General features: G+C 73.4%; 6 protein-coding genes. 3 read left to right on the forward strand and 3 right to left on the reverse strand.

What is annotated here, in order from left to right:
* Window positions 1-75: 75 nt before the first annotated feature.
* Together ACIP64_RS36360 and ACIP64_RS36365 are read left to right on the forward strand one after the other, a co-directional pair.
* Window positions 76-1227, forward strand: a complete 1152-nt coding sequence (locus ACIP64_RS36360; RefSeq protein ID WP_401595666.1) for a bifunctional class I SAM-dependent methyltransferase/NUDIX hydrolase — start codon at window positions 76-78, stop codon at window positions 1225-1227.
* 38 nt (window positions 1228-1265) lie between these two features.
* Window positions 1266-1760, forward strand: coding sequence for an NUDIX domain-containing protein (locus tag ACIP64_RS36365; RefSeq protein ID WP_401595667.1), 495 nt, complete (start codon window positions 1266-1268; stop codon window positions 1758-1760).
* A 654-nt stretch (window positions 1761-2414) separates the two neighbouring features.
* On the opposite strand, the gene ACIP64_RS36370 is transcribed toward ACIP64_RS36365, so the two are convergent.
* The 3 genes from ACIP64_RS36370 to ACIP64_RS36380 form a co-directional block, all read right to left on the reverse strand.
* Window positions 2415-2861 carry a nitroreductase family deazaflavin-dependent oxidoreductase gene (locus ACIP64_RS36370; RefSeq protein ID WP_401595670.1) on the reverse strand — a complete coding sequence of 149 codons (447 nt, stop codon included), beginning with the start codon at window positions 2859-2861 and terminating at the stop codon, window positions 2415-2417.
* A 156-nt stretch (window positions 2862-3017) separates the two neighbouring features.
* Window positions 3018-4046 (reverse strand): hemolysin family protein, encoded by a 1029-nt coding sequence (locus ACIP64_RS36375; protein ID WP_401595673.1) that lies wholly within the window; start codon window positions 4044-4046, stop codon window positions 3018-3020.
* Window positions 4043-5344 carry a hemolysin family protein gene (locus ACIP64_RS36380; protein ID WP_401595676.1) on the reverse strand — a complete coding sequence of 434 codons (1302 nt, stop codon included), beginning with the start codon at window positions 5342-5344 and terminating at the stop codon, window positions 4043-4045. The genes ACIP64_RS36375 and ACIP64_RS36380 overlap by 4 nt, the downstream gene beginning before the upstream one ends.
* A gap of 288 nt (window positions 5345-5632) precedes the next feature.
* Here ACIP64_RS36380 and ACIP64_RS36385 point away from each other — a divergent pair, with 288 nt between their 5' ends.
* Window positions 5633-6694: a sporulation protein gene (locus ACIP64_RS36385; RefSeq protein ID WP_401595678.1), complete on the forward strand. Its 1062-nt coding sequence runs from the start codon at window positions 5633-5635 to the stop codon at window positions 6692-6694.
* Window positions 6695-6826: the final 132 nt, after the last annotated feature.

The raw sequence follows: 6826 nt of genomic DNA on the forward strand, positions 1-6826 counted from the left end.
CGGGGGTCGCCGGCCGCCACGGGGGAGGTGAGCGCCGGCGGAACCGCGTTCACGTCGACCCGCGAGGAGCGATCCGTGGCACACACCCGGGCCCAGTGGTCCCGGCTCCACGACGACGGGCGCGGATTCAGGTCGCTGGGCGACGAGGAGAAACGCCTGCTCGCCCGGCATGCCCCGGCGCGCGCGGCTGGTGGGCGGGCGCTGGACGTGGGCTGCGGCACGGGCGAACTCGCCGTGTTCCTGGCCTCCATGGGCCACACCGTGGACGCGGCGGACTTCGCCGAGGGCGCCCTCGCCCGGGCCAGGGCGGAGCACGCCGACGTGGGCGCGGTGCGCTGGCTGTGCCTCGACGTCGAGCACGACAGCCTGGACGGGCTGGCGGAGGACTACGACCTGATCACGATGCGGCTGGCCGTCGCCTTCATCCACGACCGGACCCGTGTGCTGCGCCGCCTGGCCGCGCGCCTGCGGAAGGGCGGTGCCCTCGTGGTCATGAGCCCGGTCGCGGAACGCACACCGGCCGAACGGCGGCACATCGCCCTGGACGAGGACGAGTTGACGCTGCTCACCGAAGGCTTCGAGGAGTCCGGGCGGCATGACACCGGGTCCCTGGCGGTCCTCGTACTGCGCGCTCCTCGTGCTTCGTTCACCGCGGTCGAGAAGGGACGTCCCGAGCCGCAGACGGTGTTCGGCGCCGCGACGGTCGTCAGCGACGATGCCGGGCGGGTGCTCCTGGGGCGTTCCACCGGAGGGATGTGGGAACTGCCCGGGGGCCGGATCGAGACACGGGAGTCCGCGACAGCCGCGGCCGTGCGGGAACTGGCCGAGGAGACGGGGCTTCTGGCCTGTGAGGAGAACGCATGCCTGCTGATGTTTCTCCACGACGATGTGGCGGACGTGCGCCGCGTCACCGCCGTGGTCCGCGTGACCGGCTGGGAGGGCACGCTCGCCCTGCCGGAACCGCACGGGTTCCTGCGCTGGGAATGGCACGAACTCCCCGCCCTTGCCGGGATCGGCCCCCTTTTCGCCCCGTCGGCCCAGGTTCTCGACGCGGTCTGGCCGGGGCTGCTGCCCGGGCTCCCGTCCGTCCGCTCGTACAGACTGGCCGACGCTCCCCCGCCGGTGCCCTGTGAGCCACCCCGGGCCGCATGTCTGCGCGAGCGGATGGCGGACGCCGTCGGCTTCCTCTCCCGCCTCCCCGCCGACGCCCGGGACCGTATCCCGTGACCGGGCACCGCAACATCCCCCTTCCTCCAGGAGGACACATGAGCGGAACCTGGCTGCCGCCGGTGCAGTACGTCGCCCAACTGCCCAAAGCCACCGTCTACGGCTGCTTCTTCATCACCGATGAGGAGGACCGGCCGATCCAGTTGCGCTCCGTCCGGAGCCCGACGACGTGGCAGTGGCCCGGCGGCAACATGGATCCGGGCGAGACGCCCTGGGAGTGCACCGTCCGGGAGGGACTGGAGGAGACGGGCCTGGAGATCGCGCGGACACCGCGTCTGCTGGGCATCCATGTCCTGATGCCGCGTCCGGACTGGCCCGCCCACAAGATCGGTCTCATCTTCGACGGCGGCCGGCTCACCCCGGAGCAGATCGCCGGCATCGTGCTGGACCCGGCCGAGCACGTCGAGCTCCGTGTGCGGTCGTTGGAGGAGTGGCGGAGGGAGATGAACGACGCCGCTTTCCGGTACCTGGAGGCCGTCTTCCGGGCACGGCGCGACGGCATCCCCTGCTACCACGAGGAGCCCGAGGCCTGAGGTCCGCGCCGGCCGCGCGGCCCGGTGCGCGGACAAGGGCCGCGCCCGCGGTCCCGGTGGGGGTCGCGGGCGCGGCGGCGAACCGGGCACCTGCTCCGCGGGCTACGTCCTGGCGGAAGGTCCGGCGGGGGATGCGTAGCGAGCGCCGCCCGGGGGCGGCGCCTCTGCCGAGGTCGGCACCGGTACGGACTGCTCCCCTACGGGCTGGCAACGCGGGCACAGTTCATGGCGGCCGAGGTCGGTGATGATGGTTCCCCATCCGCGACAGTGGGTGCAGTCGCGGGCCAGAGCGGGATCGGCGTGGGGAGCGGGGCTTGCCCCGTGGGTCATACGGCGCTTCCTCCGATGCGTTTCTTGTGTCGCCTTGCATCATGTGTACGTGATCCGCACCACACCCGCCAAATACGCGTTCGACGGCTGTACGTCGATCCGTATCCGGTCGGCCGCGAGCGCAGCGCGGCGGCGCGGGAAGTCTGCCACGAACGAGCGCCATTTGTCCGGGGTGCGGACGGCGCCGTGCGGACCGGCGATGCGCCGGACGGCACTCACCACAGGGCGGCAACGAAAGATCCCGCAGGTGGCGCGGGAGGGAGGAAGGGCGGAGTACCCCGGCGCGCACCCGTGGTGGTCACGGGTGCGCGCCGGGGCGGGCGCTCAGTGCGGCTTGGGCGCCGGCTCCAGGACGAAGACCGGGATCTCACGGTCGGTCTTCGTCTGGTACCCCGCGTAGTCGGGCCACGTCGCGATCGCGCGCTCCCACCACTCCGCCTTCTCCTGGCCGGTGACCTCCCGCGCCGTCATGTCCTGGCGCACCGGTCCGTCCTGGAGCTCGACCCGGGGGTCCGCCATCAGGTTGTGGTACCAGACCGGGTGCTTCGGGGCGCCGCCCTGGGACGCGACCACGGCGTAGCTCCCGTCGTGCTCCACGCGCATCAGCGGGGTCTTGCGGATCTTGCCGGACTTCGCGCCGAGCGACGTCAGGATGATCACGGGACGGCCGCGCAGCATCGTCCCCTCGGCACCTTCCGAACCCTCGTACAGCTCGACCTGATCACGGACCCACTGCTCCGGGCTCGGCTGGTACTCCCCGACCAAAGGCACGCCGTTCTCCATTCTCCGAGTGAAACTGTCGACGCACCAACACCGTGCGCCATCGCGCGCATTCCCTGCCGCACCACCCGCCACACGCCGTTCACACCGCCCGTCAGCCGGACGGCGGCGGACGGCGGCGGACGGCGGCGGACGGCGGCGGGCGCCTCAGCCCGCCGGGGCCGGGGCGGCGGGACCGACCAGTTCCTCCAGGACGTCCTCCATGGTCACGTAGCCCAGGAGCGCCCCGTCCGCGTCGGTCACGGCGGCGAGGTGGGTGCCGGCCGAACGCAGGGCGGAGAGGGTGTCGTCCAGGGGCGTGGTGGACCGCAGCCGGATGACGGGCCGGAGCGCGGTGCGGGGGAAGGGGCGGTCGCGGTCGGTGACGCCGAGGGTGTCCTTGATGTGCAGGAAGCCCAGGGCGTCCCCGTCGGGGCCGGTGACCGGCAGTCGTGAGTAGCCGGAGGAGGCGGCCAGCCGCTCCAGTCCGTCCGGGGTGACCGCGGCATCGACGGTGACCATGCGGTCGGCGGGTACAAGGATGCCGCCGACCGGCCGCGTGCCCAGTTCCAGGGCGTCGCGGAGCCGTTCGGTGCCCGAGGCGTCGAGCAGCCCGGCGGCATTGGAGTCCTGCACCAGGCGGGCGAGTTCGTCGTCGGTGAAGGCGGCGTTGACCTCGTTGCGCGGCTCGACGCGGAGCAGCCGCAGCAGCGTGTTGGCGAAGGCGTTGATGCCGAAGATCACCGGCCGCAGGGCGCGGGTCACGCCGACCAGCGGCGGCCCGAGGACCAGCGCGGCGCGCTCGGGCGCGGCCAGCGCGATGTTCTTGGGGACCATTTCGCCGAAGAGCATGTGCAGGTACGTGGCCCCGGCGAGCGCGATGACGAACGCGATCGGGTGGACGAGCCCGTGCGGCACGTGCGCGGCCTCGAAGCCCGGCTCCAGCAGATGGGCGATGGCCGGCTCGGCGACCGCGCCCAGCACCAGCGAGGAGACGGTGATGCCGAGCTGGGCCGTGGCCAGGAGCGCCGACAGGTGCTCCAGGCCCCACACGACGGTGCGGGCCCGCTTGTCACCGGCCTCGGCCCGCGGCTCGACCTGGCTGCGCCGCACCGAGATCAGGGCGAACTCGCCGCCCACGAAGAAGGCGTTGGTGAGCAGGGTCAGGGCGCCGATGGCGAGTTGCAGTACGGTCATCGCACGTCCTCCGGAATGCGCGCGACACGGACCCGCTCGGCCACGTGGTGGTCGACGCTCAGGACGCTGATGCGCCAGCCGTCGACCTCCGTCTGGTCGCCGCGGGCGGGTATGCGGCCGAGCGAGGTGGCCATCAGCCCGGCCACGGTCTCGTAAGGGCCCTCGGCGACGGTGAGGCCGATCTCGGCGAGCTGGTCGATGCGGACGTTGCCGTCGGCCTCCCACGCGCCGTCGCCGGACGGCGCCAGGTCGGGGCATGCCTGCGGGTCGTGCTCGTCGCGGACGTCGCCCACGACCTCCTCCACGACGTCCTCCACGGTGACGACGCCGGCGGTGCCGCCGTACTCGTCGATGACCACGGCCATGGTGCGGCGGCTGCGCAGGCGTTCCAGGAGCCGGTCGACGGGCAGGCTGTCGGGCACCAGCAGCGGCGCGGTGGCCAGGGCGGTGACCGGGGTGCGGCCCCGCTCGGCGGCGGGGAGGGCGAGGACGTCGCGGATGTGCACGGTGCCGACGACCTCGTCGATGCTGTCCTGGTAGACCGGGAAGCGGGACAGGCCGGTGGCCAGGGTGAGGTTGGCGGCGTCGGCGGCGGTGGCACGGGCCTCCAGGGCACGGACGTCCACGCGCGGGGTCATGACGTTCTCGGCGGTCAGCTCGCTCAGGTGCAGGGTGCGCACGAACAGCTCCGCGGAGTCCGGCTCCAGCAGGCCCGCGGCCGCCGAGTGGCGGGCCAGCGCCATCAGCTCGTCGGGGGTGCGGGCGGAGGCCAGTTCCTCGGCGGGTTCGAGACCGAAGCGGCGCACGAGGCGGTTGGCCGCCTCGTTGAGGTGCCGGATGAAGGGGCCGAAGACGGCGGTGAACCCGCGCTGCGGACCGGCCACGGCCTTGGCGACGGCCAGCGGGCGGGAGATCGCCCAGTTCTTCGGCACGAGCTCGCCGATCACCATCAGCACGATCGTGGACACGCCCACGCCGAGCACGGTCGCCAGTGAGGAGGCCGCGCCCGCGGGCAGGCCCACGGCCCGCAGCGGGCCGGTCAGCAGGACGGCGAGGGACGGTTCGGCGAGCATGCCGATGACCAGCGAGGTCACGGTGATGCCCAGCTGCGCGCCGGACAGCTGGAGGGTCAGCCGGCGTACCGCCTTGAGGGCGCCGCCGGCGCCGCGCTCACCGGCGGCCGCGGCCCGCTCCAGTTCACCGCGTTCGACCGTGGTCAGGGAGAACTCCGCCGCGACGAACACCGCGCACGCCAGGGTCAGCAGCAGCGCCAGCAGCAGGAGGAGGACTTCGGTCACCGTGTCACCCCCGCTCCCCCGCCTCGGCGGATCTCAGGAGGGATGACACGGTCGGTACTGGGAGGGTGGTCCATCGCGGGAACCGCGGCTCCTTGTCGGGCTCGGAACGGTGACGTTTCCCCCAGGGTAAAGGACGAGCAAAGGTGCCCGGTAGGGGCTGCTCGCGGTCGCCGGCCGGGCGCCGTTCACCCGTTCGCACCGCGCGGGAACTCCCCGGCCCGGCGGCACAGTTCAGAAGTCGGCCCGCAGGGGGCCGACAGATCCACAGACGAAGGAGTGAACGCCGCGATGGTGTTCAAACGGCTGCTCGGGGCGCTCGGCGTGGGCGGGCCCTCGGTCGACACGGTCCTGACCGGGGGCCCGGTCATGCCCGGCGGCACGCTGTACGGGCAGGTCCACCTGGAGGGCGGCGACACGGACGCCGACATCCACGCCGTCGTCCTCGAACTGGTCGCCCGGGTGGAGGCCGAGGGCGGGCACGGGTACGGCTACGAGGACGCGGACGGGGAGCACGAGGGCGTCGTGGTCCTCGACCGGGCGGTCGTCGGCGGCGGCTTCCGCCTGCCGGCCGGCGCACGGCACACCGTGCCGTTCTCCCTTCCGGTCCCGTGGGAGGCACCGGTCACCGAGCTGCACGGGCAGTCCCTCGGGATCGCGCTCGGCATCCGTACCGGACTGGAGGTGGCGGGCGCCCGCGACAAGGGCGACCTCGACCCGCTGAGCGTCGCGCCGCTGCCCGCCCAGGAAGCGATCCTGGAGGCCCTCGGACAGCTCGGCTTCGGCTTCACCTCGGCCGACCTGGAGATGGGCCACCTGCACGGCACGGGGCAGCGGCTGCCGTTCTACCAGGAGATCGAACTCACGCCGCCCGCGCAGTACGCGCACGCCGTCAGCGAGATCGAACTGACCTTCCTGGCCGACCCGGCGGGAGTCGAGGTCGTCCTGGAGGCCGACAAGCGCGGCGGCCTCTTCTCCGAGGGACACGACCAGATCGGCCGTTTCACCGTCGACCACGCGACCGTCCTCCAGGTCGACTGGACCGCGGAGGTCGACTCCTGGATCCGGCGGCTGGTCGAGCACCGCGGCGGCTTCGGTGCCCCCGCGGCGCACGGTCACGGCCACGGGTACGGACACGGGCACGACCACGGCCACCACGACGAGCACCACGGGTCCGGCATGGGCGTGGGCACCGCCGTCGCCGCGGGCGCCGCCGGGCTGGCGGCCGGTGCGGTCGGCGGCTACCTGCTCTCCGAGGCGGTCGACGAGTTCTTCGACGACGAGGACGAGAACGAGGCCGACGACAACGGCGACGACGAGGAGGACGAGGGCGGGGACGACGACTGGTCCTGAAGGGGACGCGGGAAGGGGGCGGGGGCCCCGGGCCCGCGGGCCCGGGCCCCCCCCCCCGGGGGCCCGGGGGGGGCACCCAGGTCACCCCTGGGCCGTGGCCCCGGCCACCGGGGCCCCGCCCACCGCCGCCCC

It is taken from the genome of Streptomyces sp. NPDC088733, from assembly GCF_044751185.1.
In the GTDB taxonomy this organism is placed as follows: Bacteria; Actinomycetota; Actinomycetes; order Streptomycetales; family Streptomycetaceae; genus Actinacidiphila.

Coding starts and splice junctions, on each gene's coding strand:
- ACIP64_RS36375 (WP_401595673.1), bottom strand. CDS start 4,046: ATGACCGTACTGCAACTCGCCATCGGCGCCCTGACCCTGCTCACCAAC.
- ACIP64_RS36365 (WP_401595667.1), top strand. CDS start 1,266: ATGAGCGGAACCTGGCTGCCGCCGGTGCAGTACGTCGCCCAACTGCCC.
- ACIP64_RS36385 (WP_401595678.1), top strand. CDS start 5,633: ATGGTGTTCAAACGGCTGCTCGGGGCGCTCGGCGTGGGCGGGCCCTCG.